Annotated in this window: 25 protein-coding genes; 22 read left to right on the top strand and 3 right to left on the bottom strand. The window is 70.3% G+C overall.

What is annotated here, in order from left to right; all coding sequences use genetic code 11:
* From ASF68_RS13930 to ASF68_RS13905, 6 genes are read left to right on the top strand one after another with little or no spacing between them, the layout of a single operon-like run.
* Positions 1–891, top strand: coding sequence for a DUF58 domain-containing protein (locus ASF68_RS13930; protein ID WP_056012345.1), 891 nt, complete (start codon positions 1–3; stop codon positions 889–891).
* On the top strand, positions 878–1,345 hold the full coding sequence (locus tag ASF68_RS13925) for a hypothetical protein (protein WP_056012342.1): 468 nt from the start codon (positions 878–880) through the stop codon (positions 1,343–1,345). The genes ASF68_RS13930 and ASF68_RS13925 overlap by 14 nt, the downstream gene beginning before the upstream one ends.
* Complete coding sequence (locus ASF68_RS13920; protein ID WP_056012339.1) at positions 1,336–2,334, top strand: VWA domain-containing protein; 999 nt, start codon at positions 1,336–1,338, stop codon at positions 2,332–2,334. The genes ASF68_RS13925 and ASF68_RS13920 overlap by 10 nt, the downstream gene beginning before the upstream one ends.
* Positions 2,331–3,371 carry a VWA domain-containing protein gene (locus ASF68_RS13915; RefSeq protein WP_056012336.1) on the top strand — a complete coding sequence of 347 codons (1,041 nt, stop codon included), beginning with the start codon at positions 2,331–2,333 and terminating at the stop codon, positions 3,369–3,371. The genes ASF68_RS13920 and ASF68_RS13915 overlap by 4 nt, the downstream gene beginning before the upstream one ends.
* Positions 3,368–4,483: a hypothetical protein gene (locus tag ASF68_RS19090; protein WP_082498687.1), complete on the top strand. Its 1,116-nt coding sequence runs from the start codon at positions 3,368–3,370 to the stop codon at positions 4,481–4,483. The genes ASF68_RS13915 and ASF68_RS19090 overlap by 4 nt, the downstream gene beginning before the upstream one ends.
* A 41-nt stretch (positions 4,484–4,524) precedes the next feature.
* Positions 4,525–6,282, top strand: a complete 1,758-nt coding sequence (locus ASF68_RS13905; RefSeq protein WP_056012333.1) for a proline--tRNA ligase — start codon at positions 4,525–4,527, stop codon at positions 6,280–6,282.
* Positions 6,283–6,329: 47 nt separating this feature from the next.
* On the opposite strand, the gene ASF68_RS13900 is transcribed toward ASF68_RS13905, so the two are convergent.
* Both ASF68_RS13900 and ASF68_RS13895 read right to left on the bottom strand, forming a co-directional pair.
* Positions 6,330–7,007, bottom strand: a complete 678-nt coding sequence (locus tag ASF68_RS13900) for a response regulator transcription factor (RefSeq protein ID WP_056012330.1) — start codon at positions 7,005–7,007, stop codon at positions 6,330–6,332.
* Complete coding sequence (locus tag ASF68_RS13895) at positions 7,004–8,674, bottom strand: cell wall metabolism sensor histidine kinase WalK (protein WP_056012327.1); 1,671 nt, start codon at positions 8,672–8,674, stop codon at positions 7,004–7,006. The genes ASF68_RS13900 and ASF68_RS13895 overlap by 4 nt, the downstream gene beginning before the upstream one ends.
* Positions 8,675–8,881: 207 nt before the next feature.
* On the opposite strand from ASF68_RS13895, the gene nusA reads away from it, so the two are divergent.
* The 4 genes from nusA to rbfA all read left to right on the top strand — a co-directional run bounded on the left by nusA (position 8,882) and on the right by rbfA (position 13,769).
* Positions 8,882–9,883, top strand: a complete 1,002-nt coding sequence (nusA, locus tag ASF68_RS13890) for a transcription termination factor NusA (RefSeq protein ID WP_056012325.1) — start codon at positions 8,882–8,884, stop codon at positions 9,881–9,883.
* Between the two features lie 5 nt (positions 9,884–9,888).
* Positions 9,889–10,161, top strand: coding sequence for a YlxR family protein (locus tag ASF68_RS13885; RefSeq protein ID WP_056012322.1), 273 nt, complete (start codon positions 9,889–9,891; stop codon positions 10,159–10,161).
* A gap of 275 nt (positions 10,162–10,436) precedes the next feature.
* Positions 10,437–13,214: a translation initiation factor IF-2 gene (gene infB / locus ASF68_RS13880; protein WP_082456158.1), complete on the top strand. Its 2,778-nt coding sequence runs from the start codon at positions 10,437–10,439 to the stop codon at positions 13,212–13,214.
* Between the two features lie 117 nt (positions 13,215–13,331).
* Positions 13,332–13,769, top strand: a complete 438-nt coding sequence (gene rbfA, locus ASF68_RS13875; protein ID WP_056012316.1) for a 30S ribosome-binding factor RbfA — start codon at positions 13,332–13,334, stop codon at positions 13,767–13,769.
* Between the two features lie 85 nt (positions 13,770–13,854).
* On the opposite strand, the gene ASF68_RS13870 is transcribed toward rbfA, so the two are convergent.
* Positions 13,855–14,739 carry an A/G-specific adenine glycosylase gene (locus tag ASF68_RS13870; protein WP_056012313.1) on the bottom strand — a complete coding sequence of 295 codons (885 nt, stop codon included), beginning with the start codon at positions 14,737–14,739 and terminating at the stop codon, positions 13,855–13,857.
* A 38-nt stretch (positions 14,740–14,777) separates the two neighbouring features.
* On the opposite strand from ASF68_RS13870, the gene ASF68_RS13865 reads away from it, so the two are divergent.
* From ASF68_RS13865 to ASF68_RS13810, 12 genes are all read left to right on the top strand, one after another.
* Positions 14,778–15,452 (top strand): hypothetical protein, encoded by a 675-nt coding sequence (locus ASF68_RS13865; RefSeq protein ID WP_056012311.1) that lies wholly within the window; start codon positions 14,778–14,780, stop codon positions 15,450–15,452.
* A gap of 86 nt (positions 15,453–15,538) precedes the next feature.
* On the top strand, positions 15,539–16,474 hold the full coding sequence (truB, locus tag ASF68_RS13860; protein ID WP_056012308.1) for a tRNA pseudouridine(55) synthase TruB: 936 nt from the start codon (positions 15,539–15,541) through the stop codon (positions 16,472–16,474).
* Positions 16,471–16,839 carry a hypothetical protein gene (locus ASF68_RS13855; protein ID WP_056012305.1) on the top strand — a complete coding sequence of 123 codons (369 nt, stop codon included), beginning with the start codon at positions 16,471–16,473 and terminating at the stop codon, positions 16,837–16,839. The genes truB and ASF68_RS13855 overlap by 4 nt, the downstream gene beginning before the upstream one ends.
* A gap of 70 nt (positions 16,840–16,909) precedes the next feature.
* The gene (locus ASF68_RS13850) at positions 16,910–17,329 is read left to right on the top strand and encodes a hypothetical protein (protein ID WP_056012302.1); all 420 of its coding nucleotides are present in this window, start codon (positions 16,910–16,912) and stop codon (positions 17,327–17,329) included.
* The gene (locus ASF68_RS13845) at positions 17,326–18,258 is read left to right on the top strand and encodes a bifunctional riboflavin kinase/FAD synthetase (RefSeq protein WP_056012299.1); all 933 of its coding nucleotides are present in this window, start codon (positions 17,326–17,328) and stop codon (positions 18,256–18,258) included. The genes ASF68_RS13850 and ASF68_RS13845 overlap by 4 nt, the downstream gene beginning before the upstream one ends.
* On the top strand, positions 18,258–19,490 hold the full coding sequence (locus tag ASF68_RS13840; RefSeq protein ID WP_056012297.1) for a CynX/NimT family MFS transporter: 1,233 nt from the start codon (positions 18,258–18,260) through the stop codon (positions 19,488–19,490). Before ASF68_RS13845 ends, ASF68_RS13840 begins: the two co-directional genes overlap by 1 nt.
* 127 nt (positions 19,491–19,617) lie before the next feature.
* Positions 19,618–20,619, top strand: a complete 1,002-nt coding sequence (locus ASF68_RS13835) for a sugar-binding transcriptional regulator (RefSeq protein ID WP_082456159.1) — start codon at positions 19,618–19,620, stop codon at positions 20,617–20,619.
* Positions 20,616–21,638 (top strand): deoxyribose-phosphate aldolase, encoded by a 1,023-nt coding sequence (gene deoC / locus ASF68_RS13830; RefSeq protein ID WP_056012296.1) that lies wholly within the window; start codon positions 20,616–20,618, stop codon positions 21,636–21,638. Before ASF68_RS13835 ends, deoC begins: the two co-directional genes overlap by 4 nt.
* A gap of 6 nt (positions 21,639–21,644) precedes the next feature.
* The gene (locus ASF68_RS13825; protein WP_056012294.1) at positions 21,645–23,141 is read left to right on the top strand and encodes an aldehyde dehydrogenase family protein; all 1,497 of its coding nucleotides are present in this window, start codon (positions 21,645–21,647) and stop codon (positions 23,139–23,141) included.
* Entirely contained in the window at positions 23,138–23,998 is an 861-nt protein-coding gene (locus ASF68_RS13820; protein ID WP_056012291.1) for an aldehyde dehydrogenase, read from the top strand. The genes ASF68_RS13825 and ASF68_RS13820 overlap by 4 nt, the downstream gene beginning before the upstream one ends.
* Before the next feature lie 90 nt (positions 23,999–24,088).
* Positions 24,089–25,687 (top strand): SDR family oxidoreductase, encoded by a 1,599-nt coding sequence (locus tag ASF68_RS13815; protein WP_082498686.1) that lies wholly within the window; start codon positions 24,089–24,091, stop codon positions 25,685–25,687.
* Between the two features lie 9 nt (positions 25,688–25,696).
* On the top strand, positions 25,697–26,695 hold the full coding sequence (locus tag ASF68_RS13810; RefSeq protein ID WP_056012289.1) for a malate dehydrogenase: 999 nt from the start codon (positions 25,697–25,699) through the stop codon (positions 26,693–26,695).
* Positions 26,696–26,725 lie beyond the last annotated feature (30 nt).

Raw genomic sequence — 26,725 nt, 5'->3', positions numbered from 1 at the left:
ATGTCCGCTCCGTTGCTCCACCGGGTGAAGTCGAAGCTCTTCATCCATGCCCACCGCCGCGTGCGGGGGATGCTCGACGGCGAGTACCGATCGGTGTTCCAGGGCAGGAGCCTCGACTTCGACGACCTCCGGGAGTACACGCCCGGCGATGAGATCAAGGACATCGACTGGAAGGCGACCGCCAGGCACGGCACGCCGCTCGTCAAGCGCTACATCGCGAGCCGGAAGCACCACGTGCTGTTCGCCGTCGACACCGGACGCGACCTCGCGGCGCTCGCCGAGGGCGGCAGCACGAAACGCGAGGTCGCGATCCTGGCCGTGGGCATCCTCGGGTACCTCGCGATCCGGCACGGCGACCTCGTCGGTCTCGTCGCCGGTGACGCCGCGGCACCGGAACTCGTGCGACCGGCTGGCACCGAGTCCGCTCTGGAGCGCCTGCTGCAGCACATCGACCGGCGCGCCTCGCTCGCAGCGCCGCAGAGCGACCTCGACGAACTCCTCGGGTTCGCCGCGCGCTCCGTCACCCAGCGCTGCCTGCTGGTGATCGTCTCCGACGACGAGGAGATCACCCCGAGACGGTCGGCGATCCTCCGCCGCCTGCACGCGCAGCACGAGGTGTTGTGGATCTCCGTCGGCGACGCCGACCTCATGCGCGCCGACTACACCAGCCGGTCGATGGTCGACGTCGCCGACGAGCGGTCCCTGCCGGCCTTCGTCCGGTCGGACGACGCGCTCCGCCGGGAGTTCGCCGACGCCGTCCGGAACGCCACGGCCCGCCATCTCGACCAGCTCGAAACGCTCGGCATCAGCGGGCAGCGGGTGACCGGGGCCGACGACGTCATCCCCGTGCTCTTCCATCTCCTCGAGGCCCACCGTCATGCCCGGCGATAACGGCTATTACGCACCGGTCCAGTACACGCTCCTCTGGCCGGTCATCGGACTCGTGCTCATCGCCCTCGTGATCGGGTGGTACGTCTGGATGTTCGCGCACGTGCGCCGACGCGCCCGCGGCAGCGCGCCCCGACCGACGCCTCCGCCGTCGCCGACCGTGCTGCGGGACCGCTACCTGGGGCTCATCGGCGAGATCGAGCAGGAGCACGCCGAGGGCGGGTTGAGCACCCGACGGGCCCATCAGCGGCTCGGCGCGATCCTCCGGATGTACGCCCACGAGTCGAGCGGTGTCCGTGCCCAGGTCATGACCCTCGCCGACCTCGACCGCGCGGGGCTCGCGCCGCTCAGTCGTGCCGTGTCCGCGTACTACCCGGTCGAGTTCCGTGAGGCGGAGACGGGGAGCGTCCCGGACGCCGCCGCGCTCGCCCGACAGGTGGTGACGACATGGAGCTGATCTACTGGTGGATGCCGCTCGTCTGGCTCCTCGCCGTCGCCGCCGTGGTCGCCGTCGCCGTGCTCGCGACGCGCGCCGGCCGTCGTCGGAAGGCGAACCAGGAGCCGCTGTGGGTCGCCCACTCCGGGCGCCTCACGGCGCTTCCGGGCTACCGCCGGGCGCTGACGCGGTACCGACGGCTGGTCGTCGCCACCATCGCCGCGGTGGCGGTCCTGCTGCTCGCCGGCACGGCGCTCGGATCACGCGTGGTCAGCACCACGGTGTTCCAGCCCGAGCTCCGGAACCGCGACATCGTGCTCTGCCTCGACGTGTCCGGTTCGATGACCGAGTACGACGCCGCCCTGGTGGGGGTGTTCGAGTCCCTCGTGCAACGCTTCGACGGCGAACGGATCGCGCTCGTGCTGTTCAACGCGTCCGCGACGACCTACTTCCCGCTCACGAGCGACTACGACTACGTGACCGCCCAACTCGACCACCTCGTCGAAGACCTCACCTCGCCCGAGAGCGACTACGAGTACTGGAACGGGACGGACCTCGGCAATGGCTCCTCACTCATCGGCGACGGTCTCGGCTCGTGCGTCATGCGGTTCGACCAGGTCGGCGAGCAGCGGTCACGGTCGATCGTCCTCGCGACCGACAACTACGTCGCCGGCGAACCGATCCTCACCCTCAAGGAGGCCGGCGAGTACGCGAAGGCCCAGGACGTCACCGTCTACGGGATCAACCCCGGCGACGTCAGCAGCAAGGACTACCTCGACGACCTGGCCGCGGAGATGGACGAGGTGGTGACGTCGACCGGCGGGGACTACTACGCGCTCGCCGACCCCGCCGCGGTCGGCGGCATCGTCCAGCAGATCACGGCCGAGCAGACCAAGACCCTGAAGGGCGCGAAGCAGCTCGTCCAGGTCGACGAGCCGCTGGTCTTCGTCCTCGCGGCGTTCGGCGGCCTCGCGCTGCTCATGCTGCTCGCCTGGAGGCTGCGCCGATGACGATCAACCCCGTCCTCCCGATCTGGTCACTCGCCGTGTTCGGAGCGGTCCTCGCGGCGTTCGCCGGCTGGCAGTACCTCGCCGGTATCCGCCGGCCCGGTGCCTGGCATTGGCTCGCCCGCCTGGCGATGGTCCTCGTCCTCGTCGTCATCGCGCTCCGTCCGACCATCCCGGGCAACCACCGTCCGCCGTCGGCGATGGGCGACCTCGATGTCTACTTCGTGGTGGACACCACGAGTTCCATGGCGGCGGAGGACTGGTCGGACGAGACCCTGCCCGACACGGACGAGAACGGCGCACCGCAACCGCCCACCCGGCTCGACGGCGCGAAGGCCGACATCACGGGCATCGCCGATCGCTTGGCGGGCGCCCGCTACGCGCTCGTGACCTTCGACGCCGTCACCGTCCAACGCATGCCGCTCACGACCGACGCGACCGCGCTGCGCTCCGCGACGGAGGCCATGACGCAGGAGGTGACCACCTACTCCCGGGGGAGCAGCATCGACGAACCGGTCGAGTACCTGACCACCCTGTTGACCAAGGCCGAGGAGCAGGAGCCCGGCCGGAACCGGATCGTCTTCTATCTGGGCGACGGCGAGCAGACGAGCGGCAGCCAACCCGAGTCGTTCGAGTCGATCGCGCCGCTCATCGGCGGCGGAGGCGTGCTCGGCTACGGGACCGAGGCCGGCGGCACGATGCGTGAGTTCTCGGGGTACGAGGACGGCAGCGTGCGTTACATCCAGGACTACTCGACGGGGGAGCCCGCGGTGTCGCGCCTCGACCCGGGCGCGCTCGAGACGATCGCGTCACAGCTCGGCGTGAAAGCGGAGATCAGGACGCCGGGTGCCTCGCTCGACGACGTCCTCGACGGTCTCGCCGTCGGCGGCGTGACGGTGCAGGACGAGGTGGACATCCGACGCACCGATGAGCTGTACTGGGTGTTCGCCCTCGCGTTCGGTGTTTTGCTCCTCACGGAGATCCCGGCGATCGTAGCGGCGCTCGGTGAACTGCGACGGACGAAGGGGAGTCAGACATGACGCTCTTCGACGATCGTGTGCAGTCCGACCGGGTCGAGGCCGAGCCGCGCAGTCCGGAGCCACGGCCCCTGATCGAGGAACCGCGGCGTCGACCGTTGGCTCCGAGCGAGGTGGCCCGCTTGCGCCGTCGACTCTTCTGGTGGTCGCTGCCGCTCGTCCTCGTCGCGCTCGCCGTCGGCGTCAAACTCGTCAGCTTGCCGGTCGTGGCCCAGGCGGCGATCTCTGGGTACCGCGCCGAGGACTATTCCGGGGCGCAGCTGAGCGCTGCACACCTCCAGACGGCGAACGTCGTCGAGCCGTGGATCGCCTGGTTCGACCGCGGCACCGCCGCCGCCGTCGGGCAGGACTGGGTGCAGGGGACCGACGACCTCGCGAAAGCGCTCGAACTCGCGCCCACCGAGGAGACCTCGTGCATCGTCCGGGTCAACCTGGCGCGGGCGTACGAGACGCAGGCCGACGAGTACGTGAAGGGTCAGTTCTTCCAGGGCGCCATCAACCTGTACGACACGGCGAAGCGCATCGTCGACGAGGGCGAGGACTGCTTCGAGGGCGGGTCGGACCAGCAGGACCAGCAGGACCAGCAGGACCAACAGGATCAGCAGGACGCCGGTGGACAGGGCGACCAGGGTGATCAGGGTGGGCAGGGCAACCAGGGCGATCAGGGCGGCCAAGATGACCAGGGCGAGCAGGGTGGCCAGGGCGACCAGGGTAATCAGGGCGATCAGGGCGATCAGGGTGGCCAGGGCGACCAGGGTGACCAGGGTGATCAAGGCGATCAAGGCGGAGCCGGGCAGCAGCCCGACGTCATCGACCCCAAGGGCACGCCCGGCGAGAACCTCAAGGACACGGGCGACCGCATCGACCGGAAGCGCGAGGATGCGGCGGACCAGCGCGACCGCTCCGGCGGGCAGGACCAGCAGGATCCCTCGGACACCGGCCAGGGCGACGGCGACTCGGGCGGATCGAGTGGCACGGGCGACAGCGAGGTCGACGGCAAGGTCGACCGTCTGAAGGACTCCGGCCAGGACGCGCAGCAGGACAAGTCCACCGAGGACGCGAGGAACCGCGGGCGGAACAACGACAACGGCAACTTCGCCGAGCGCCCCTGGTAGGGGTCAGGGGCGCCCGCGCCACGACGGACTAGCATGGACAGGTGGTTACGCGCCTTTCGAACTTCTTCCTCCGTACGCTCCGTGAAGACCCCTCCGATGCGGAGGTGACGAGTCACCGCCTGCTGGTGCGGGCGGGGTACATCCGCCGCCAGGCACCGGGTGTCTTCGCCTGGCTCCCGCTCGGGCTGCGGGTCAAGAACAAGATCGAGGCCATCGTCCGCGAGGAGATGGCGAACGCCGGCGCGTTCGAGGTGCACTTCCCCGCGCTGCTGCCTCGCGAGCCCTACGAGGTCACCGGGCGGTGGGAGGAGTACGGCGACGCGCTGTTCCGGCTCCAGGACCGCAAGGGGGCCGACTACCTGCTCGCGCCGACGCACGAGGAGGTCTTCACCCTCCTGGTGAAGGACCTCTACTCGTCCTACAAGGACCTGCCGCTGTCGATCTTCCAGATCCAGGACAAGTACCGGGATGAGGCCCGGCCCCGGGCCGGCCTGCTCCGAGGCCGCGAGTTCACGATGAAGGACGCCTACTCCTTCGACGTCACGGACGCCGGGCTCGACGCGAGCTACCAGGCGCAGCGGGATGCCTACGAGCGCATCTTCACCCGCCTCGGTCTCGAGTACGTGATCGTCCAGGCGGACGCGGGAGCGATGGGCGGTTCGCGGAGCGAGGAGTTCCTGCACCCCACCGTGGTCGGTGAGGACACCTTCGTCCGTTCGGCCGGCGGGTACGCCGCGAACGTCGAGGCATACACCACCGAGGTCCCCGAGGCCCGTCCCGTCGACGGACTCGCCCCGGCGACCGTGTTCGACTCGCCGGACACCCCGACGATCGCGACCCTCGTCGACCTCGCGAACGACCGCCACCCGCGCGACGACGGCCGTCCGTGGACGGCTGCCGACACGCTGAAGAACGTCGTCCTGGCGCTCACCCACCTCGACGGCACGCGCGAGCTCGTCGTCATCGGGCTCCCCGGCGACCGCGACGTCGACCTCAAGCGGGTCGAGGTCGCCTTCAGCCCGGCCGAGGTCGAAGCGGCCACCGACGCGGACTTCGCGAAGCACACCGGCCTGGTCAAGGGCTACATCGGTCCGTGGTCCCCGCAGGGCCCCGTCCTCGGCGAGGAGTCGGCCACGGACATCCGGTATCTGCTCGACCCGCGCGTCGTCGACGGCACCCAGTGGATCACGGGGGCGAACGTCGACCAGCAGCACGTCATGGGTCTCGTCGCCGGGCGCGACTTCACGGCCGACGGCTTCGTGGAGGCCGCGGAGGTCCGCGCCGGTGACCCCGCACCCGACGGCTCGGGTCCGGTCGAACTCGCACGCGGCATGGAGATCGGTCACGTCTTCCAACTCGGACGCAAGTACGCGGAGGCCCTCGGTCTCAAGGTGCTCGACGAGAACGGCAAGCTCGTGACGGTGACGATGGGCTCCTACGGCATCGGCATCACCCGCATCCTCGCGATCATCGCCGAGGGCAACAACGACGAGCGCGGACTCATCTGGCCGAAGGCCGTGGCGCCGTTCGACGTCCATGTGGTCGCCGCCGGTCGCGATGCGGCCATCTTCGAGGTTGCCGAGTCCCTCGTCGCGTCGCTCGAGGCCTCCGGCAAGGACGTCCTGTACGACGACCGCACCGGCAAGGTGTCTCCTGGCGTCAAGTTCGGTGACGCCGAACTGATCGGTGTCCCGGTGGTCGTGGTCGTCGGCCGTGAGGCCACCGAGGGCTTCGTCGAACTCTGGGACCGCGCCGCGGGGACGAAGGAACGCGTCGCGATCAGCGAGCTGTCGCTCTAGCCGAGGCCAGCACGTCGACGGTCGTCATCCTCGTCGGGTGACGGCCGTCACCGTCTGGTGCTGAGCCGGTAGCCCGCTCCTCGGACGGTGGCGATGGCGTCCTTGCCGATCTTGTTCCGCAGGTAGCGCACGTAGACGTCGACGACGTTGGAGCCGGGGTCGAAGTCGTAGCCCCACACGCGGCTGAGGAGTTCCTCGCGGCTGAGCACCTGGTCGGGGTGACGGAAGAACTCCTCGGCGAGGGCGAACTCCCGGGTGGAGAGTTCCACGGGGACGCCGTCGACGAGCACCCGGCGCTCGCGGAGTTCCAGTTCGAGCCGCCCGACGATCAGACGCTCCTCGACCGCGGCGGGGGCGGTCGCCCCTCGCTCGGCCAGCCGGCGGCGGATGCGGGCGAGCAGCTCCTCGAACCGGAACGGCTTGGACATGTAGTCGTTCGCGCCCCCGTCGAGACCCGCGACGAGGTCGCGGGCGGAGTCGCGGGCGGTGAGGATGATGACGGGGAGTTCGCTGCCGTCGTCACGCAGCCGCCTGAGCACCTCGAAGCCGTCCACGCCCGGCAACCCGATGTCGAGGACGAGCAGGTCGAAGTCCCCGCTCTCGGCGAGCTCGACGACCTGCGAACCGTCGACGGTCACGTCGGCCGTGTGTCCGGCGGCGCGGAGGCCCTTGCTGACGAACGCGGAGATGCGCGTCTCGTCCTCGGCGACCAGGATCCGGCTCATGAGCCGTCCTCCGTCGGCCGACGCCGTGCCGAGGTGTCGACGAGGTCGGGGAAGTCGTCCACCGGCTCCACGTGCACCGTTGACGGCTCCGTCGGTGACGCCGTGGCCTCCATGGCGGCCTGCGCCTCCATGGCCGCCTGCGCCTCGCGGAGGGCGATCGCCTGCGCCATCGCGTCCCGGGGGATCGCCGCGGTCTCGTCGGGATCGAGCTCGACGGCCGTGTCGGCGTCCTCGTCGTCCTCGGCGACCGCGAGCGGGAGCCGGATGCTGAAGACGGAGCCGGGTCCGTCGCCGTCCTCGACCTCGGCCCAACCGCCGTGCGCGGCGGCGATGGCCTGCACGATCGACAGCCCGAGGCCGGAGCCGGCGACCCCGCGCCCGCCGCTGACGCGCGTGAACCGGTCGAAGATGCGCTCGCGGAGCGCCTCGGGAACGCCTGGACCCTCGTCGGAGACCGAGAGGACGAGTGCCGGGTCGTCCGACTCGTCGAACCGGCTCGAGACGACGATCGTCGAGCCGGACGGCGAGTACTTCGCCGCGTTGTCGGCGAGCTGCAGCCAGGCCTGCGCGAGTCGGCCGGAGTCGACGTCGACGGTGAGTTCGGCCTGGTCGCCGAGGACCCAGGTGTGGTCGGTCGAGATCGCCGTCGCCTTGTCGTGCACGGAGGCGGTGAACGATGCGACGTCGACCGGCTCGCGATCGAGGGTCGAGGCCAGGCCGGCGGTCGAGAGCTCCGTGATGTCGGCGACCAGAGAGCTCATGCGGTCGAGCTCGTCGAGTGCGAGGTCGCGGGTGGCCGCCACGTCCGCCGGGTCGGACGGGTCGAGGAGTTCGAGGTGTCCACGAACGATGGTCAGCGGCGTCTTCAGCTCGTGACCGACGTCGTCGAGCAGCTGACGTTGGCTCGTGAAGGCCTCGTCGAGGCGGTCCAACATCCCGTTCACCGTCCTGGTGAGCTCGGAGACGTCGTCCCGGCCGACGACCGGGATCCGCTCGTCGAGGTCGGATTCCGTGATGCGCGCCGCGGCGTCCCGGAGCAGCCTGATGGGATGGAGCAGCCCGCCCGCGAGCTGCCAGCCGACGAGCCCCAGCAGGAGGAGGCAGACGACGGCGACGACGATCTCGACGGCGAGCACTCCGCGCGATTCGGCGAGGGCGGCGTGGACGTCGGTGGCGATGACGACGTGCGCCACGTTCGGGTCGCCGACGACCTGCACCGGGATGATCGCGTACCGCACGGTGCGCTGGCCGTCGGCCTCGCCCGTCACCACGCCGCGCGACGCGCGTGCGGTGATGGCGTCGAGGAGTGCCGGGTCGTCGTCGAGGCGGAAGGCGGAGGGAGCACTCGGCGGGACGGTCGAGCCGTCCGCGCGGACGCCGACGGCGGTCTCGTCCTCGGCGAAGATCCAGCGGCGCATGACCGCGTCGACGGCTGCGTCGCTGGTCGCCGGGGCGTCGGCCGAGTTCCCCGACCCGACGACCATGAAGGCGATGAGTTCGGCGCTGTGCTCCAGTCGGGCGTCGATCGTCGCCAGGGTCTGCTGGCGTCCGAGCGTGTAGGTCGACACGCCGACGAGCGTCATCGCGAGCGTCGTCGCGACCAGGATCGCGACGAGGATCCGCACCCGCGTGCTCCGCATGACGTTCCGCAGCTCGCCAAAGACCATGGGGCAATCATGTCACCCGCTCGAAGCGGCGGTCGAGCCGGGGGAGCCGGCCTCCTCGACGCGCGGCCGCTTCCCAGCTCGGTGGATGACGTACCCGTCGGCATCCGGTACCGTAGACAGACGGGTTCGGCAGCACGGCAGCAGCATGCCCGTCGTGCCGCTGCACGTCCTGCCGCGGCACCATCAGTTGAATAGAGGAGGCCATCGATGGACATCGATCTCGGTTTGTTGAAGTCGATCGAACGCGAGAAGGAGATCCCCTTCGAGGAGCTCGTCGTGATCATCGAGCAGGCCATCCTGAGTGCGTACCTGAAGAGCACGGAGGGTGCGGAGCCCGTGGCTCGCGCCGAGGTGCCGGCAGCTCGGGTCCAGCTCGACCGCAAGACCGGCCACGTCGGCGTCTTCGTCCCGGAGTTCGACGACGAGGGCGTCCTCATCGGCGAGGCGGAGAGCACGCCGGACGACTTCGGTCGCATCGCCGCCTTCGCCGCCAAGCAGGTCATCTTCCAGCGCCTCCGCGACATCCAGGACGACGCGGTGCTCGGCGAGTTCAAGGGACGCGAGGGCGACATCATCGCCGGCGTCATCCAGCAGGGCCCGAACCCGCGCATGATCCACGTCGACCTCGGCACGATCGAGGCGATGCTGCCGCCCGAGGAGCAGGTCGCCGGTGAGGAGTACCCCCACGGAGCGCGCATCCGGGTCTACGTCACGAGTGTGTCGAAGGGCCTGAAGGGTCCGCAGATCACCGTGTCGCGCACGCACCCGGGTCTCGTCCGCAAGCTGTTCGCGCTCGAGGTCCCGGAGATCGCCTCCGGCATCGTCGAGATCGTGTCGCTCGCCCGCGAGGCCGGCCACCGCACGAAGATCGCCGTGAAGGCGAACGACCCGAGCATCAACGCCAAGGGCGCCTGCATCGGTGAGCTCGGGCGTCGTGTCCGTGCCGTCACCGACGAGCTCGGGGCCGAGAAGATCGACATCGTGGACTACTCGCCGGACCTGCCGACCTTCGTCGCGAACGCGCTCTCGCCGGCCAAGGTCACGAGCTCGTACGTGATCGACCAGTCGCTCAAGGCCGTCCGCGCGCTCGTCCCGGACTACCAGCTGTCGCTCGCGATCGGCAAGGAGGGGCAGAACGCCCGTCTGGCCGCGAAGCTCACCGGCGCGAAGATCGACATCCAGCCGGACTCGATCCTCGAATCGGACTGATCCGGATGGAACCGGTGCGGACCTGCGTCGGCTGTCGTCATCGCGAGCCGCGCTCGGCCCTGCTCCGCGTGGTGGCGATCGAGGGAGAACTCGTCCCCGACGTGGCTCAGCGCCTGCCGGGCCGAGGCTCCTGGGTGCACCCGACCACCGCCTGCGTCGAGCAGGCGGTGCACCGGCGTGCGTTCACCCGGGCGTTGCGGTTGACCGTGGGCCCAGGGGTCGACGCGGTCCTCGCGGCCGTCGCGACGGTCGCCGCGGACGCACCGGCCGCAGACTGAGCCGATCCGCGCGGATCGGCCGGGCGGTGAGCCGGCACCCAGGCTCGGGGTGTACGATGGACCTTGCACGTGAGAGCGCTTCGGCGCACACCGTGCTTCCCACCGCAGGTACGAGGCCCGGATCCCGGGCCGACATCCTGCTGCCGTGCCATCCGGCCCGGCATTCCGAGAGAACAGGCTGAACGGCTAATGGACAACTCATGAGCGGCTCGAAATGAGCACCGTCCACCACTAACGCTTGCCCCTGCCTGGGTGCAAGCTCAGACAGGAGAATTGTGGCTGCAAAACCACGTGTACACGAGATCGCATCCGAACTCGGAGTAGACAGCAAGATCGCCATGGCGAAGCTCAAGGAATTGGGCGAGTTCGTCAAGGGACCGTCTTCCAGTATCGAACCCCCGGTGGCCCGCAAGCTGCGCGCCGCCCTCGAGGCAGAGGGCGCCAAGGCCGCTGCGGCCCCCGCCGCCCCGGCCAAGCGTCCGGCCACCCCCGGCGCCCCGACCCCGGGACCCGCCGCGCCGAAGGCTCCGGCCCCCGCCGCACCCGCTCCCAAGGCTGCGGCTCCGGCTGCTCCGGCGCCGAAGCAGGCTGCACCCGGCCCGAAGGCCCCGGCCGCTCCCGCCCCCGTGGCGGAGACGCCCGAGGCTGCCGCCCCGGCCGCTCCCGCGACTCCGGCTGCCACCCCGGCCGCCGGTGACGCCCCGTCCGGCGACGCCGCCAAGCCCGGCGGTCCCCGTCCGGGCGCGCCGCGTCCGGGCAACAACCCCTTCGCGTCGTCGCAGGGCATGGGTCAGCGCCCCACCGGCACGCCGCGTCCGGGCAACAACCCCTTCGCCGCGGCGCAGGGCATGGGTCAGCGTCCGAACCCCAGCAACATCCCTCGTCCGCAGGCTCCTCGCCCCGGCTCGCCCCGTCCGGGCGTCGGCCAGGGCCAGCGTCCCGGCGGTCCCGGTCGTCCGGGTGGCGCAGGCCGTCCCGGCGGTGCCGGCGGCTTCCGTCCCGGCGGTGCCGGTGCGGGTGGCGGCTTCCGTCCCGGTGGCGCTCCTGGTGGAGCCCCCGCAGGCGGGTTCGCCGGTCGCCCAGGTGGCGGCGGCGGTCGTGGTCGCGGACCCGGCGGTGGTACCGCAGGTGCCTTCGGTCGCGGTGGCGGCAAGAGCAAGGCACGCAAGTCGAAGCGGACGAAGAGGGCCGAATTCGAGCTGCGGGAAGCCCCGTCGCTCGGCGGTGTGAGCGTTCCCCGCGGTGACGGCAGCACCATCGTCCGTCTGCGTCGCGGTGCGTCCATCTCGGACTTCGCCGACAAGATCGACGCCAGCCCCGGCAACCTCGTCACCGTGCTCTTCCACCTCGGTGAGATGGCGACGGCGACGGAGTCCCTCGACGAGGCCACCTTCGACGTGCTCGGTTCCGAGCTCGGCTACAAGATCCAGATGGTCTCGCCCGAGGACGAGGACAGGGAGCTGCTCGAAGGCTTCGACATCGACCTCGATCAGGAGCTGGAGGACGAGTCCGACGAGGACCTCGCCATCCGTCCTCCCGTGGTCACCGTCATGGGTCACGTCGACCACGGTAAGACGCGCCTGCTCGACGCCATCCGGAACGCGAACGTGGTGGCCGGCGAAGCCGGTGGCATCACCCAGCACATCGGTGCGTACCAGGTCGTCGCCGAGCACGAAGGTCTCGAACGTCCGATCACCTTCATCGACACCCCGGGTCACGAGGCGTTCACCGCCATGCGTGCTCGTGGTGCGCAGGTCACCGACATCGCGATCCTCGTGGTCGCGGCCGATGACGGCATCATGCCGCAGACGGTCGAGGCGTTGAACCACGCCCAGGCTGCCAACGTGCCGATCGTCGTCGCGGTCAACAAGGTGGACAAGCCCGACGCCAACCCGGCCAAGGTGCGCCAGCAGCTGACCGAGTACGGCCTCGTCGCCGAGGAGTACGGCGGCGACGTCATGTTCGTCGACGTCTCGGCTCGCGCCGGCACCGGCATCAAGGATCTCCTCGACGCCGTCCTGCTCACCGCCGACGCCGGTCTCGACCTGCGTGCGAACCCGAACAAGGACGCCCGCGGTGTGGCCATCGAGGCCAAGCTCGACAAGGGCCGCGGCTCCGTCGCGACCGTGCTCATCCAGTCGGGTACGCTCCGGGTCGGCGACGCGATCGTCGCCGGTACGGCCTACGGCCGCGTGCGTGCCATGGTCGACGAGAACGGCGACACCGTCGCTGAGGCGGGTCCCTCGCGTCCCGTCCAGGTGCAGGGCCTCTCGAGTGTCCCTCGGGCCGGCGACACCTTCCTCGTCACCGAGGAGGACCGCACCGCTCGCCAGATCGCCGAGAAGCGTGAGGCTGCGGAGCGCAACGCCGCTCTGGCCAAGGCTCGCAAGCGCATCTCGCTCGAGGACTTCACCCGTGCACTCGAAGAGGGCAAGGTCGAGTCGCTCAACCTCATCATCAAGGGTGACGTCTCCGGTGCCGTCGAGGCGCTCGAGGAGTCGTTGCTCAAGATCGACGTCGACGACAGCGTCCAGCTGCGGATCATCCACCGCGGTGTCGGTGCGGTCACCGAGTCCGACGTCAACCTGGCAACGATCGACAACGCGATCATCATCGGGTTCAACGTGCGCCCCGACCCGAAGGCCCGCGAACGTGCGGCTCGCGAGGGTGTGGACGTCCGCTTCTACTCGGTCATCTACAACGCCCTCGAGGACGTCGAGCAGAGCCTCACCGGCATGCTCAAGCCCGAGTACGAAGAGGTCCAGTCCGGTGTCGCCGAGATCCGCGAGGTGTTCCGTTCCTCGAAGTTCGGCAACATCGCGGGTGTCATCGTCCGCTCCGGAACGATCACGAGGAACGCCAAGGCGCGGGTCATCCGCGACGGCGTCGTGGTCGGCGACAGCCTGGCGATCGAGTCGCTGCGTCGCTTCAAGGACGACGTCACCGAGGTCCGTACGGACTTCGAGGCCGGTATCGGTCTCGGGAAGTTCAACGACATCCAGATCGGTGACGAGATCGAGACGATCGAAATGAAGGAGAAGCCGCGCGGCTAGTCCGCTCGGCCGGTCCCCGTCGTCCTCCTCAGGGAGGACGGCGGGGATTCCTGCTTATATTGTGTGCAGCACCCCGCCGGGCGGTCGTCCGCCCGGCGGTCATCAGAGGAGGACGAGATGGCAGAGAACCCCAGGGCCCGCAAGTTGGCGGACCGGATCAAAGAAGTCATCGCCAAGCGGTTGGACAAGGGCATCCGCGACCCGCGGCTCGGTTTCGTGACGATCACCGACGTCCAGGTGACCGGCGACCTCCAGCACGCGAACGTGTTCTACACGGTGTACGGCTCCGACGAGGAGCGCGCCGACACCTCGGCGGCGCTCGAGTCCGCGAAGGGGCTGTTGCGTGCCGAGATCGGCCGCAACATCAACACCCGGCTCACCCCGAGCCTCGACTTCTTCCTGGACGCGATCCCCGAGAACGCACAGCACATCGAGGATCTGCTCCGCGAAGCGAAGAACCGCGACACCGAGGTGGCCGGTCTGGCCGCCGGTGCCGCGTACGCCGGTGACGAGGACCCCTACGTCAAGCCGCGCGACGCCGACGCCGAGGCCTAGGACCGGGCTCCGGCAGGCTCGGCGACCACCCTTCGACAGGCTCAGGGACCGCCCTTCGGGGTCCGATCGCTGAGCCTGTCGGCGTTCACTCGTGGGGGAGCGCGTAGCCGCCGTCGATGCGGACCGCCAAGCGGTCGGCGACGAGCCCTGCCAATGCGCGCTCGAACTGTGCGCCATCGGGCCAACGACCGCGGAGTTCCTCCTCCGTCAGTGACCGGTGGGTCGAGCGCAGCTCCGCCATGATGATGCCTCGAACCTGTCGGTCGCTGCCCGCGAACTGCTTCTGCTTCGTCTTGACCGGTCCGTCGTAGGCCGGATACCCGGCCGCCCGCCAGGCGCACACCTCGCGGAGCGGGCACTCCTCGCACCGGGGAGACCTCGCCGTGCACACGATCGCACCGATCTCCATCATGCCCGCGTTGAACACCGCCGCCTCGGCCCGGTCCTCGGGCAGCAGGCCCTCCATCGCCGGGAGGTCGACCTTCGCGTTCGGCGGTCCGGGCTCCGCCTGACCACCGACGGCGCGGGCGATCACGCGGCGGGTGTTCGTGTCCACCACCGGATGCCGGTCGCCGTAGGCGAAGACCGCGACGGCGCGCGCCGTGTAGTCGCCGATGCCGGTGAGCGCGAGGAGCTGGTCGACGTCCGACGGGACGACCCCGCCGTGTCGCTCGGTGATCTGTGTGGCGGCGGCGTGCAACCAGAGCGCGCGACGCGGGTAGCCGAGGCGACCCCAGGCGCGGACGGCTTCGGCGGGCGGTTCCGCCGCGAGGTCGGCGGGAGCCGGCCAGCGCCCGAGCCACTCCTCGAGGCGCGGGATCACCCGGCTGACCTGGGTCTGCTGCAGCATGAACTCCGACACGAGGGTGCCCCACGCCGGGAACCCGGGACGTCGCCACGGCAGGTCGCGCGCGTTGGCGCGGAACCAGTCCGTGACGAGGGGGGCGAGGTCGCAAGGGTCGGACGGCACCGCACCAGCCTACGATCCGCCCGGGTAGGCTCGGCGCCATGAAGCTCGTCACGACGCCACGGATCGAGCTGCTGCGGCAGCTGCGAGACCAGTTCCAACGGGACTACCCGCGCGGCCGCACCATGATCGCGGTCGACGGGATCGGAGGGTCCGGCACGGCCGCGTTCGCCGATGGTCTCGCCGAGGTGTTCGACGAGGGCGGGCGTGCCGTGTTCCGGGCGTCGATCGACGACTTCCACCGACCACGCGAGGAACGGTATGCGCGCGGCCGGGACTCGGCAGAGGGGTTCTGGGACGACTCCTTCGACTACTCACTCCTCCGACGAGTGCTGATCGAGCCGTTCCGCCTGGCGGGCAGCACCGGGTTCCAGCTGGTGGGGTTCGACGAGGAACGCGACGTCGGCGCGCCACTCCGGTGGACGACCGGGCCGCAGGACGCGGTCCTGATCGTGGACGGCGTGTTCCTCAACCGTCCCGAGCTCCGCGGACTCTGGCACGCATCCGTGTGGGTCGACGTCCCGCTGGACGTGGCCTATGCGCGGCTGCACGACACGCTGGGTGTCGACGCCGACCCCGCGGCGCCGTCGAACGCGCGCTACGTCGGTGGGCAGGCGCTCTACCGGAAGGACGACGACCCGACCGCCCGGGCGACCGCGATCGTCGACAACACCGACGAGCGGCATCCTCGGCGGATCTTCGCCGACTTCTGCTGAGCGGCGCGCGGCCGCTCGGCTCGGCCCAGGGCCGCTCGGCTCGGCGCTCGGCCGTGGGCGCCGACGGCCGCTGGTAGCGTTGCAACGTGGTCGAGAACAACGCAGCAGCACCCGGATCCGCGGCTGCGCAGCCCGGTGTCCTCCTCATCGACAAACCGCAGGGGCACACCTCGCACGATGCGGTCGCGCGGGTCCGGCGCCTCGCGGGCACGCGCAAGGTGGGCCACGCCGGCACGCTCGACCCGATGGCCACCGGACTGCTCGTCCTCGGTATCCGATCGTCGACGCGACTGCTGACCTTCATCGTCGGTCTCGACAAGGAGTACACGGCGACCATCCGGCTCGGCGAGGCCACCTCCACCGACGACGCCGAGGGTGAGGTCACCGAGCGCGCCGACCGGGGCGCGGTGGCAGCCGTCGACGACGCGGCGATCATCGCGGCGATCCGTCCGCTGACGGGCGACATCGAGCAGGTTCCGAGCACGGTGAGCGCCATCAAGGTCGGTGGGAAGCGGGCGTACGCCCTGGCCCGTCAGGGGATCGAGGTCGAGCTGAAGTCGCGCGCGGTGACGGTGAGTGCCTTCGACGTGTCGGACATCCGCCGAACGGGCACGGTCGTCGACGTCGACGTCCGGGTGGTCTGCTCGTCCGGCACGTACATCCGCGCGCTCGCCCGCGACCTCGGTGCGTCGCTCGGCGTCGGCGGGCATCTGACCGCCCTGCGTCGGACGAGGATCGGACCGTTCGACGTCCATGCGGCCTCGACCATCGACGAGCTCGACGTCGAGCGCGCGCTCCTGCGCCCCGCCGACGTCGCCCGGCAGCTGTTCGGCGCGCTCGAGCTGACGGAGCAGGAGTCCGTCGACCTCGGCCACGGGAAGCGTCTCGACCGCGAGCTGCCGGCCGGGCACTCCGGCCCGATCGCGGCCATCGCGCCCGACGGCCGGTTGGTGGGGCTCGTCGAACGGCGCGGTGGCTCCCTGAAGTCGATCGTGAACTTCCCCGCCGAGGAGCCGGCATGATCGAGTGGTTCACCGTCGTCCAGATCGGGGTCGCCGTCGTGGCCGGGCTCCTCTGCGTCGTGTTCGGGCTGATCGGTCGTCCGCCGAGCGACCTGACCATGGGGGCCACGGCCCTCGTCGAGCTGCTCCTCGTCGCGCAGCTCGTCGTCTCCATCGCCGCGCCGGCCTTCGGGAACACGGCCACCGGAAGCGTGCCCGAGTTCTTCACCTATCTCATCTCAGCCATGATCCTGCCGATCGCCGGGGGGTTCTGGGCACTCGTCGAGCGGGGTCGGTGGTCGACGGTCGTCCTCGGGGTCGTGTGTCTCGCCGTCGCCGTGATGCTGTACCGCATGGAGCAGATCTGGAGCGTGCAACTCGCCTGAGCGGTCCGCGCCGCCGTCGAGGCTCCGAAGGGCCGGGCCGCCGGTCCGGATCACATAGAATCGATGGGTCATGGCTCTCCCCACCACCGCTCCGTCCCGTCCACGCGTCCGTGGTGTCGGGGTCGTGCTCGTCGCCGTCTACGGGATCCTCGCGCTGGCCGCCACGGGTCGCTCGGTGGTGCAGATCACGACCAAGTTCGACGAAGCACCGCTGGCCTACGTGCTCTCCGCCGTCGCGGCCGTGGTGTACATCCTGGCCACCGCGTCGCTCGTGGCCCCAGGGGCGGCGTGGCGACGGATCGCCTGGGGCACGATCTCATTCGAACTCGCCGGGGTGTTGATCGTCGGCTTGCTGAGCCTGTTCGATCCGGAACTCTTCCCCCACGACACCGTGTGGTCCGTCTTCGGTCGCGGGTACGTCTTCATCCCGCTCGTCCTCCCGGTCCTCGGACTGTGGTGGCTGGCCGGACATCGGCGCTCCACGAAATGATCACCTTCACCGAGCTCGACCAGGTCCCAGACGGCTTCGGGCCCTCAGCCGTCACCATCGGCAAGTTCGACGGCGTCCACAGCGGCCATCGCGCCGTCATCGCGGCCTTGCTCGACGCGGCCGCAGCCGACGGGCTCGACTCGGTCGCGGTCACCTTCGATCGCAACCCGTTGAGTCTCATCAACCCCGACCGCTGCCCGGCCTCACTCGTCAGCAACGAGCAGAAGCTCGGACTGTTGGCGTCCGCGGGCGTCGATGCCGCCCTGCTGCTCCGCTTCGACCAGACCCTCGCCCAGTTGACGCCCGAGGAGTTCGTCACGTCGATCCTCGTCGGCGCGCTGCATGCGAAGACGGTGCTGGTCGGCGAGGACTTCCGCTTCGGGCACCGGGGCCTCGGCACCGTCGCCACCCTGGAGTCCTTCGGTGAGGTCTACGGCTTCTCGGTGCACGTCGTCGACGACGTGCGTCCGGAGGGTGGCCGCCGCGTGTCGTCCACCTGGATCCGGGAACTGCTGGAGGAGGGCGACGTCCGTGAGGCTTCGCGGCTCCTCGGTCGTCCGCCGGAGGTGCGCGGCATCGTGGTGCACGGCGCGAAGCGTGGCCGTGAACTCGGGTTCCCGACCGCCAACCTGTCTCCCGACTCCCAGGGGCTCATCCCCGCCGATGGGGTCTACGCCGGCTGGCTGCGCTGGCGCGGTCGGTACTACCCGGCAGCGATCTCCGTCGGGAACAACCCGACCTTCGACGGGGTGCCGCAGAAGCAGGTCGAGGCCTACGTGCTCGACGAGACGGACCTCGACCTGTACGACGACGAGGTCGAGGTGCAGTTCGTGGAGCGGATCCGCGGCATGGTCGCGTTCACCGGGATCGAGCCCCTGATCGTCCAGATGACCGACGACGTCGAGCGCGCACGCCGGATGCTGTCCTAGTGGGGCCGCGTCCCCTCTGGCGGGGAAGGGTCCTGGCGCTCGTCGGCATCGTGCTCGTCGCGGCGAACCTGCGGACGGCCGTCACGTCACTGTCCCCGATCTTCGCCGAGATCGACGGCGACATCGGTGTCGGCTCGGTCGGCCTGGGGCTGCTCGGCATGCTCCCGCCGCTGTGCTTCGCCCTGTTCGGCGTCTTCACGCCGCGCCTCGTGCGTCGGCTGCACCTGGAGCCCGTGCTGCTGATCGCGCTCGGGTCGATCGTGGTCGGGCACCTGGTGCGATCCCTCGCGCCACACTTCGCCGTCCTCGCGATCGGCAGTGCGCTCTGTTTCGCCGGCATCGGCATCGGAAACGTCGTGCTCCCGCCGCTCGTCAAGAAGTACTTCCCCGACCGGGTCGGCCTCGTGACCTCGCTCTACGCGACGGTCCTGTCGGTGAGCACCTTCCTGCCGCCGCTCGTCGCCGTGCCGGTGGCCGAGGCGGCGGGTTGGCACGTGTCGCTCGGCGTGTGGTCCATCGTCGCGATGCTGGCCGTGGTGCCCTGGATCGGGCTCATCGTCAGGGAGCGTCGGGACGCCCGCGCCGAGGCCGCGACCGACCCGGAGATCGAGGAGTCGCGCGGCCGGGTCCTCGTGCACCGGTCGCCGATCGCCTGGGCGATCGCCGCCGTGTTCGCCACCTCGTCGCTGAACGCCTACGCGATGTTCACCTGGTTGCCCACCATCGTCACCGACGTGGCGGGGGTCACGCCCGCGCAGGGCGGTCTCCTGCTCTCGCTCTTCTCCGCGATGGGGGTGCCGGCGAGTCTCATCGTCCCGATGCTCGTCGCCCGGCTGCGGAACGTGGCGGTCCTCGTGTACGTCGCGAGCGCCTGTTTCGTGCTCGGCTATCTCGGCTTGCTCCTCTGGCCGGCGACCCTGACCTGGTTGTGGGTCCTGCTCGCGGGGCTCGGCCCCCTGCTGTTCCCGCTCGCCCTGGTCCTCATCAACCTCCGGACCGCGAGTCACGACGGCGCTGTCGCCCTGAGCGGATTCGTCCAGAGCGTCGGCTACACCCTCGGTGCCCTGGGCCCGCTGGTCGTGAGCCTGCTCCATGCGGTGACCGGGTCGTGGACCGTGCCGCTCGTCCTGTTGCTGGCCACGGGTGCCCTCTGCGCCGTCGCGGGTCGGATCACGGGACGCCCCACGACGATCGAGGCCGACCTCGCCGCCCGGGGACATGGGCGAGCCTGAGCGCTCGCAGTCGCGGTACCCGATGCGCGGATGCGCGTCACGGCCTGCTCATCTGAGCAGAACGACCAACGGTCGTTGTCCGACCCGGTGAGCCGTCCTAGGCTGGGGGAGTCGGAGGAGGCCCGAGGTGATCGAACGCGATGAACTGCTCGCGGTGCGTGCCGCGGAGCTGTACTACGACGAGACGAAGACCCAGGACGAGATCGGCGCCCTGCTCGGGATCACCCGGTGGAAGGTCGGCCGGCTCCTCGCCCAGGCCCGAGAACTCGGCTACATCCGCATCGAGATCGTGCACCCGCGTGCGCGCCGTCTCCCGCTCGAGCGGGCGCTCCGCGAGCGGTTCGGACTCGTCGACGCGGTCGTCGTCCCGAGCCCGAGCGACAGTGCGGAGCTCCACGAGCGCGTGGCGCGCGCCGCGGCGGACTACCTCGGTGCCATGCGGCCCGTGCCGCGGACGCTCGGCGTGAGCTGGGGCAGGACCCTCCGCGACCTCGCCGACCATCTGCCGGACGGCTGGGCGACCGGCCTGTCCGTCGTGCAGATCAACGGCGGCGTGAGTCTCAACCAGCGTGTCGGCACCGCTGCGGCGACGGCGGCCAGGATCGCGGAGAAAGGTCGCGGCGACGTCACCCTGCTCCCCAGCCCGGCGATCTTCGAGCGTCTCGAGACCAAACTCAGCATCGAGTCCGACCGCACCGTCGCGGAGGTCCTTCGCACGGCGGCGGCCGCGGACACCTACCTCTACGGCGCCGGCGTCGCCGGTCCCGACTCAGCCCTCGTGCACAGCGGCTACCTCACAGCCGCCGATGTCGACGTCCTCGTCGCGCGTGGTGCCGTCGGCGACGTCGTCGGGCGGTACATCGACGCCGAGGGCATGATCGTCGACCCGACGCTCGACGAGCGCACGGTCGGTCTCGGGCTGGAGGCCCTGCGAGGGGCCGCGCGCAGCATCGCGGTCATCGCGGGCGCACCGAAGCACGCCGTCGCTCGGGCCGTCGTGAGCAGCGGACTCTGCACCGTGCTCGTCACGGACGAGGTGACCGCGACGGCGCTGCTCAGCGATCTCGAACCATCACCTGTTCAGCAGCACACCCCGGAGCACGAACTGCTCGGAAGGAACACACCATGACCACCCCACCAGGAGACCTCGTGGCGAAGCCCACGGCGCTCGAACTCGTCGACGGCCCCGTCACCGACGCCAGCCTCAGACGCTACCTCGACGGCCTGCCCGGCGTCGACGCCGTCGGGCTCGAACAGCGGGCGGCCGACCTCGGCAGCCGATCGATCAAGACGACCTCGAAGGCCTGGGCCCTCGACCGGATCATCGAGCTCATCGACCTCACCACGCTCGAGGGTGCCGACACCCCCGGCAAGGTGCGCTCCCTCGTCGCGAAGGCCATCACGCCGGACGCCGGCGACCCGTCCACGCCTCGCGTGGCCGCCGTGTGCGTCTACGGCGACATGGTGCCCTACGCCGTCGAGGCGCTCGGGGCGGCGCACACGCAGCCCGGTGCAGGGCACGACGCGGCGGGCATCAACGTCGCGGCGGTCGCCACCGCGTTCCCGAGCGGCCGTGCCTCGCTCGCCGTGAAGCTCGCCGACACGGCCGACGCCGTCGACGCCGGGGCGGACGAGATCGACATGGTCATCGACCGCGGTGCCTTCCTCTCGGGTCGGTACGGTCAGGTCTTCGACGAGATCGTCGCCGTCAAGGAGGCCTGCCGTCGGAGCGACGGGACCTCGGCGCACCTCAAGGTCATCCTCGAGACGGGTGAGCTGAACACCTACGACAACGTGAAGCGCGCGTCATGGCTCGCGATCCTGGCCGGTGGCGACTTCATCAAGACCTCCACCGGGAAGGTGGCGCCGGCCGCCACCCTCCCGGTGACGTTGCTCATGCTCGAGGTCGTCCGCGACTGGCACCGCCTCACGGGCGAGCAGATCGGCGTGAAGCCCGCCGGAGGCATCCGCTCGTCGAAGGACGCCATCAAGTACCTCGTGACCGTCGCCGAGACGGTCGGTGAGGACTGGCTCCAGCCGCACCTCTTCCGCTTCGGCGCCTCGAGCCTCCTCAACGACGTGCTCCTGCAGCGGCAGAAACTCACCACCGGCCACTACTCCGGCCCCGACTACGTCACGATCGACTAGGACATCATGAGCTTCCTCGAATACGCACCAGCCCCGGAGTCGACCTCGGTCCTCCACCTCCGTTCCGAGTACGGCCTCTTCATCGACGGCGAGTTCACGGAGGGGACCGGCGGCTCCTTCCAGACGATCTCGCCGAGCACCGAGCAGCCGATCGCGACGATCTCCGCCGCGAGCGACGCCGACGTCGACCGCGCCGTCGTCGCGGCACGACGCGCCTACGACCGCGTGTGGTCGAAGCTGTCGGGCGCCGATCGCGGCAAGTACCTCTTCCGGATCGCACGGCTCGTCCAGGAACGCGCCCGTGAACTGGCGGTCGCCGAGAGCCTCGACAACGGCAAGCCCATCAAGGAGTCCCGCGATGTGGACGTCCCGCTCGTCGCCGCCTGGTTCTTCTACTACGCGGGGTGGGCCGACAAGCTCGACTACGCCGGTCTCGGCGCGAACCCCCGCGCCCTGGGTGTGGCCGGCCAGGTCATCCCGTGGAACTTCCCCCTCCTCATGCTCGCTTGGAAGGTCGCCCCGGCGCTCGCCGCAGGGAACACCGTCGTCATCAAGCCGGCGGAGACCACGCCGCTGACCGCGCTCATCTTCGCCGAGATCCTCCAGCAGGCGGAACTCCCCGCGGGTGTCGTCAACATCGTCACCGGCGCCGGAGCGACGGGCGCGGCGATCGTCCGGCACCCGGACGTCAACAAGGTCGCGTTCACCGGGTCGACGGCCGTCGGCCGGGAGATCGCGAAGACCATCGCGGGTTCGGACAAGCGGCTGACGCTCGAGCTCGGTGGCAAGGCCGCGAACATCGTCTTCGACGACGCGCCCATCGACCAGGCGATCGAAGGCATCGTCAACGGCATCTTCTTCAACCAGGGGCACGTCTGCTGCGCGGGGTCGCGGCTCCTCGTCCAGGAGAGCATCCACGACGAGGTCGTCGACCGCTTGAAGCATCGCCTGCAGACGCTGCGCGTCGGCGACCCGCTCGACAAGAACACCGACGTCGGTGCGATCAACTCGGCCGAGCAGCTGGCCCGCATCCGCGAGCTCTCCGACATCGGCGAACTCGAGGGTGCGGAGCGCTGGAGCCCGGCGTGCGAGCTGCCCGAGAACGGCTTCTGGTTCGCGCCGACGATCTTCACGAACGTGTCGACCAGCCATCGGATCGCGCGCGAGGAGATCTTCGGGCCGGTCCTGTCGGTCATGTCCTTCCGGACCCCCGCCGAGGCGATCGCCAAGGCGAACAACACCCCGTACGGACTGTCGGCGGGCATCTGGAGCGACAAGGGCAGCCGGATCCTCGCCGTGGCCGACAAGCTGCGCGCCGGTGTCATCTGGGCGAACACCTTCAACCGCTTCGACCCGGCCAGCCCCTTCGGCGGCTACCAGGAGTCCGGGTACGGCCGCGAAGGCGGACGACACGGCCTCGGCGCGTACCTCGCGCCCGCCGGATCGAGCGTCACCGCAGCCTCCGCATCGCCCACGAGCACCACGAAGGAGGAGCAGCGATGAGCCGGCTCACCGTCCCCAAGACCTACAAGCTCGCCATCGGCGGCAAGTTCCCCCGCAGCGAATCCGGAAGGACGTACGAGGTGACCGACTCGACCGGCGGGTTCCTGGCGAACGCGTCATTGGCCTCGCGCAAGGACGCCCGCGACGCGGTCGTCGCCGCCCGCTCGGCGCTCGGCGGATGGTCCGGTGCGACCGCGTACAACCGCGGCCAGGTGCTCTACCGCATCGCCGAGCTGCTCGAGGGGCGTCGCGCCCAGTTCGTGGACGAGATCGTCCGCGCAGAGGGCGTGTCGCCGGCGTCCGCCGCGGCCCAGGTCGACGAGGCCATCGACCTCTGGGTCTGGTACGCGGGGTGGGCCGACAAGTACGTCCAGGTCGTCGGGGGAGCGAACCCCGTCTCGGGTCCGTACTTCAACCTCTCGGTGCCGGAACCGACGGGTGTCGTCGCGCTGATCGCGCCGCAGGAGTCGTCGCTCCTCGGGTTCGTGAGCGTCGTCGCCCCGGCGCTGGTCGCCGGCAACACGGTCGTCGTCATCGCGAGCGAGCGGTTCCCGCTGTCGTCGATCAGCCTGGCGGAGGTGCTCGCGACGAGCGACGTCCCCGGTGGCGTCGTCAACGTGCTCACGGGTTCGCCCGCGGAGATGGCCCCCTGGCTCGCCTCGCACGCCGACGTCAACGCGATCGACCTCGCGGGCGCAGGGGCACTCGACTGGATCGAGCTCGTGGTCCTCGCGGCGGAGACGCTGAAGCGCGTCGTCCGTCCGAGCGGTGCCACCGGGTCCGTCCCGGCGAGCCTCGATCGGATCACGGCCTTCACCGAGGTGAAGACCGTCTGGCACACGAAGGCCCTCCTGTAGTCCCGACGAGCGCCCGCGTGGCTCTTGCACAGCGTCGCCCGGCTGTACAGCCGGGCGACGCTGTCGTCGCGGGGCCGTAACGTTGCGTCCATGACCGAATCATCGACTCCGAAGCGCGTGCTCGTCACGGGTGCCACCGGCTACATCGGCGGGCGGCTCGTCCCGCGCCTGTTGGAGGCCGGGTACGTGGTGCGCGTGCTCGTGCGCTCGCCGCAGAAGCTGACCGACGTGCCGTGGCGGGACGACGTGGAGGTCGTCGAGGGTGACCTCGGCGACGCGGCCGCGGTCAAGGCGGCCTGCGTGGACGTCGACGTCGTCTACTACCTCGTGCACTCGATGGGCGGGAAGGGCGACTTCGAGCAGACGGAATACGATGCCGCCGAGCATGTCGCGGCTGCGGCTGCGGCGGCCGGAGTCTCACGCATCGTGTACCTGGGTGGCCTGCACCCGGAGGGTGTCGAGCTCTCGAAGCATCTGCGCTCCCGCACCGAGGTCGGGCGGATCCTCCTCGAATCCGGTGTGCCGACGCTCGTGCTGCAGGCCGGTGTGGTCATCGGTTCCGGATCGACCTCGTTCGAGATGATCCGGCATCTGACCGACATCCTCCCGTACATGCCGGCACCCCGCTGGGTCCGGAACTTCATCCAGCCGATCGCGGTCCGGGACGTCCTGCACTACCTGTTGGCGGGCGCCGAGGTCGACCGCGACGTGAACCGCGCGTTCGACATCGGCGGGCCGGACGTCCTGCGGTACGGCCAGATGATGAACGGGTACGCGGTGGAGGCCGGTCTCCCGCAGCGTCCCATCGCGCCGTTGCCGGTGCTCACGCCGTGGTTGGCCTCGCAGTGGGTCAACCTCGTGACGCCGATCCCGCGTCGTCTGGCGTCACCCATCATCGAATCCCTCCTGGTCGACTGCGTCATGGGGGACCACGACATCGACGCGGTGATCCCGCCGCCGGAGGGCGGGCTGACCGGCTATCGTCGGGCGGTCCGACTCGCGTTGCAGCGGATGAAGGACGGCGAGGTGGAGACCTCCTGGCGGAACGCGACGGTCGCCGGCGCGCCGAGCGACCCGTTGCCGAGCGACCCGGACTGGGCGGGGCACGTCGTCTACATCGACCTCAAGGAGCGCAAGACGTCCGCGGACGCGGATCGGCTCTTCTCCGTCATCGAGTCCATCGGCGGCGAGAACGGGTGGTACTCGTTCCCCCTGGCGTGGGCGGTCCGAGGCTGGATGGACAAGCTCGTCGGCGGCGTCGGGCTCCGTCGCGGCCGCGACGACCCGCAGCATCTGAGTGTGGGGGACGCCCTCGACTTCTGGCGCGTCGAGTACCTCGAACGCGGTCGGATGCTGCGCCTGCGGGCCGAGATGCGGGTGCCCGGTCTGGCGTGGTTGGAGATGAGCGCGACGCCGGTCGGCGACGGCTCGGTCTACCGGCAGCGTGCGGTCTTCTTCCCGAAGGGACTCGGCGGCCGACTCTACTGGTTCGCGATCCTCCCGTTCCACGGGATCATCTTCAACGGGATGGCCAGCCGGATCACCGAGGCGGCGGTCGCGCTGCCCTCGGAGCGTTCCGCCCAGCGGAAGAGCCGGGTCTCCCCGGTCTCGCCGGAGGAGCACGACGCCGTCGACTCCGCCGAGGCCGAGCTGCAGGCGTCGAGGCCGGCACCGGAGGTCGCGGAGTAGCGTGGCGGTATGAGCGAACCCACCGTCGTCACCGTCACGGGAGCGGGCGGCCAGATCGGCTACTCCCTCCTCTTCCGCATCGCCTCAGGCCAACTGCTCGGGCCGGACCGCCCGGTGCTCCTGCGACTGCTGGAGATCCCGCAGGGTCTCGGCGCGGCCGAGGGCACGGCCCTGGAATTGCAGGACGGCGCCTTCCCCCTGCTCGCCGGCGTCGAGGCGACGACGGAGGCGGCACGTGCCTTCGACGGTGCGAACATCGCCCTGCTGGTCGGCGCGCGGCCGCGTGGCCCGGGGATGGAGCGTGGCGATCTCCTGGCGGCGAACGGCGGCATCTTCGCACCGCAGGGTGCCGCGATCGGCGCCGGCGCGGCCGATGACGTTCGGGTGCTGGTGGTCGGGAACCCGGCCAACACGAACGCCCTCATCGCGCAGGCCGCCGCGACCGGGGTGCCGCCGGAACGGTTCACCGCCCTGACGCGTCTCGACCACAACCGCGCCGTCGCGCAGTTGGCGGCCAAGACCGGCGCGCCGGTGACGGACGTCGACGGCGTCGTCATCTGGGGGAACCACTCGGCGACGCAGGTGCCCGACCTCTCCCATGCGACGGTCGGCGGTCGCCCGGCGCTCGACCTCGTCGACGAGGCCTGGATCGCGGACGAGTTCATCCCCCGGGTGGCGAAGCGCGGTGCGGAGATCATCGCCGTCCGCGGCTCGTCGTCCGCCGCCTCGGCTGCGGCGGCCGCCATCGACCACGTGCACGACTGGGTCTGCGGCACGGCGACACCGGAGCGTCCGGATCGCTGGACGTCCGTCGCCCTGCCGTCGCAGGGCTGGTACGGCGTGCCGGAGGGCTTGGTCAGCTCGTTTCCGGCGCGATCCGTCGACGGTCGCTGGCAGGTCGTCGAGGGGCTCGACATCGCGCCCGTGTGGCAGCAGCGCATCGACGCCTCGGTGGCGGAACTCGAGGAGGAGCGGACCGCGGTGCGGGAGCTCGGCCTCCTCGGCTGACCCCGGCGAGCGGTCGGTCGAACGGTTGCA

Source organism: Plantibacter sp. Leaf314 (genome assembly GCF_001423185.1).
In the GTDB taxonomy this organism is placed as follows: Bacteria; Actinomycetota; Actinomycetes; order Actinomycetales; family Microbacteriaceae; genus Plantibacter.
This window is presented reverse-complemented; position numbering and strand designations above follow the sequence as displayed.

Bases quoted from the DNA above. Each gene is read 5' to 3' on its own strand.
- ASF68_RS13900 (WP_056012330.1), bottom strand. From the start codon at position 7,007: ATGAGCCGGATCCTGGTCGCCGAGGACGAGACGCGCATCTCCGCGTTC.
- ASF68_RS13925 (WP_056012342.1), top strand. From the start codon at position 878: ATGCCCGGCGATAACGGCTATTACGCACCGGTCCAGTACACGCTCCTC.
- nusA (WP_056012325.1), top strand. From the start codon at position 8,882: ATGGACATCGATCTCGGTTTGTTGAAGTCGATCGAACGCGAGAAGGAG.
- deoC (WP_056012296.1), top strand. From the start codon at position 20,616: ATGACCACCCCACCAGGAGACCTCGTGGCGAAGCCCACGGCGCTCGAA.
- ASF68_RS13915 (WP_056012336.1), top strand. From the start codon at position 2,331: ATGACGATCAACCCCGTCCTCCCGATCTGGTCACTCGCCGTGTTCGGA.
- rbfA (WP_056012316.1), top strand. From the start codon at position 13,332: ATGGCAGAGAACCCCAGGGCCCGCAAGTTGGCGGACCGGATCAAAGAA.
- ASF68_RS13810 (WP_056012289.1), top strand. From the start codon at position 25,697: ATGAGCGAACCCACCGTCGTCACCGTCACGGGAGCGGGCGGCCAGATC.
- ASF68_RS13885 (WP_056012322.1), top strand. From the start codon at position 9,889: ATGGAACCGGTGCGGACCTGCGTCGGCTGTCGTCATCGCGAGCCGCGC.
- ASF68_RS13815 (WP_082498686.1), top strand. From the start codon at position 24,089: ATGACCGAATCATCGACTCCGAAGCGCGTGCTCGTCACGGGTGCCACC.
- ASF68_RS13920 (WP_056012339.1), top strand. From the start codon at position 1,336: ATGGAGCTGATCTACTGGTGGATGCCGCTCGTCTGGCTCCTCGCCGTC.
- ASF68_RS13930 (WP_056012345.1), top strand. From the start codon at position 1: ATGTCCGCTCCGTTGCTCCACCGGGTGAAGTCGAAGCTCTTCATCCAT.
- ASF68_RS13895 (WP_056012327.1), bottom strand. From the start codon at position 8,674: ATGGTCTTTGGCGAGCTGCGGAACGTCATGCGGAGCACGCGGGTGCGG.
- ASF68_RS13865 (WP_056012311.1), top strand. From the start codon at position 14,778: ATGAAGCTCGTCACGACGCCACGGATCGAGCTGCTGCGGCAGCTGCGA.
- ASF68_RS13845 (WP_056012299.1), top strand. From the start codon at position 17,326: ATGATCACCTTCACCGAGCTCGACCAGGTCCCAGACGGCTTCGGGCCC.
- ASF68_RS19090 (WP_082498687.1), top strand. From the start codon at position 3,368: ATGACGCTCTTCGACGATCGTGTGCAGTCCGACCGGGTCGAGGCCGAG.
- ASF68_RS13855 (WP_056012305.1), top strand. From the start codon at position 16,471: ATGATCGAGTGGTTCACCGTCGTCCAGATCGGGGTCGCCGTCGTGGCC.
- ASF68_RS13850 (WP_056012302.1), top strand. From the start codon at position 16,910: ATGGCTCTCCCCACCACCGCTCCGTCCCGTCCACGCGTCCGTGGTGTC.
- ASF68_RS13820 (WP_056012291.1), top strand. From the start codon at position 23,138: ATGAGCCGGCTCACCGTCCCCAAGACCTACAAGCTCGCCATCGGCGGC.
- ASF68_RS13825 (WP_056012294.1), top strand. From the start codon at position 21,645: ATGAGCTTCCTCGAATACGCACCAGCCCCGGAGTCGACCTCGGTCCTC.